Source organism: Clostridium sp. CAG:43 (assembly GCF_000434655.1).
Lineage (GTDB): Bacteria > Bacillota > Clostridia > Lachnospirales > Lachnospiraceae > Otoolea > Otoolea fessa.
The window spans coordinates 15,003-15,897 of the sequence record NZ_FR895091.1 but is presented as its reverse complement, the minus strand read 5'-3'; the positions used below and the strand labels follow the sequence as shown (position 1 = coordinate 15,897).

General features: G+C 42.7%; 1 protein-coding gene and 1 pseudogene. One reads left to right on the top strand and one right to left on the bottom strand.

Annotated elements, in window-relative coordinates:
• The coding region (locus QVO97_RS07310; protein WP_288189296.1) for an ABC transporter ATP-binding protein at nucleotides 1-380 on the bottom strand (380 nt) is incomplete at its 3' end.
• A 419-nt stretch (nucleotides 381-799) separates the two neighbouring features.
• On the opposite strand from QVO97_RS07310, the pseudogene QVO97_RS07305 reads away from it, so the two are divergent.
• Nucleotides 800-895, top strand: a pseudogene (locus QVO97_RS07305) (aspartate carbamoyltransferase); the annotation flags it as partial.

The following is an 895-nucleotide window of genomic DNA, read 5'->3' as shown; positions in this document are numbered from 1 at the left end:
AAGGACAGCGGAAGCGCTACATTTTCAACCGCATTCATCGTACCGAGCAGGTTATATGACTGGAAGATAAATCCGACCCGCTCCCGGCGGAATGCCACCAGCTGGTTCTCGTTTAATTTTTCTATGTGCTGTCCGGCTATGACAATCTCGCCCTTCGTCGGCTTCTCCAGCCCCGCCAGCATATTCAATAAGGTAGATTTACCCGAACCGGAGGTACCTACAATCGCACAGAATTCGCCACGGTACATCGTAAAATCAACGCCGTTCAGCGCGTATACTTTCGTCTCGCCGACGCGGTAGACTTTATATAGATTTTTTACCTGTATGACAGGTTCCCGTTTCCGGAGTTCATTCTTCCCCGGCACTTTCCGCTCTTCCATCAGCCTTCTCCATTTTCTAACTTATTTCATGCTCCTGAATATTCCATCGAAATCCATTCCTGACAACCTGGATTTATACAAGTTTCAACCATTGCAATTCCAGTTCTTCTTTCTACATTATACCGGATTTGTTTCAATTCTCCTACCTTATTTTTCTTAATGTTCCTTACGCTTTTCTTACCAGATTTTTCTCCCTGTCTGACCGTTCCTTACGCTAATCCATTTTGCCCTGGAAAGTCATTTTTATTTCCTATTTCATCGCAGGTAATCTTCCAGCCGTCATCACATTGTCCATATTTTCTATCCCCCCTATTCATATTTTTTATATCACAGATCATTAAAAGCTATAGCAATCCATCTGGAAATGTTTTATAATAGTTGGGAAAAATATGCTAATACGAATAGAGAAGGAGAATCAAATGAGACATTTGCTGAATCCACTGGATTTTTCCGTTGAGGAGATCGACCAGCTTCTGGATCTCGCTTCCGATATCGAAGCCAATCCAGCCAAATAT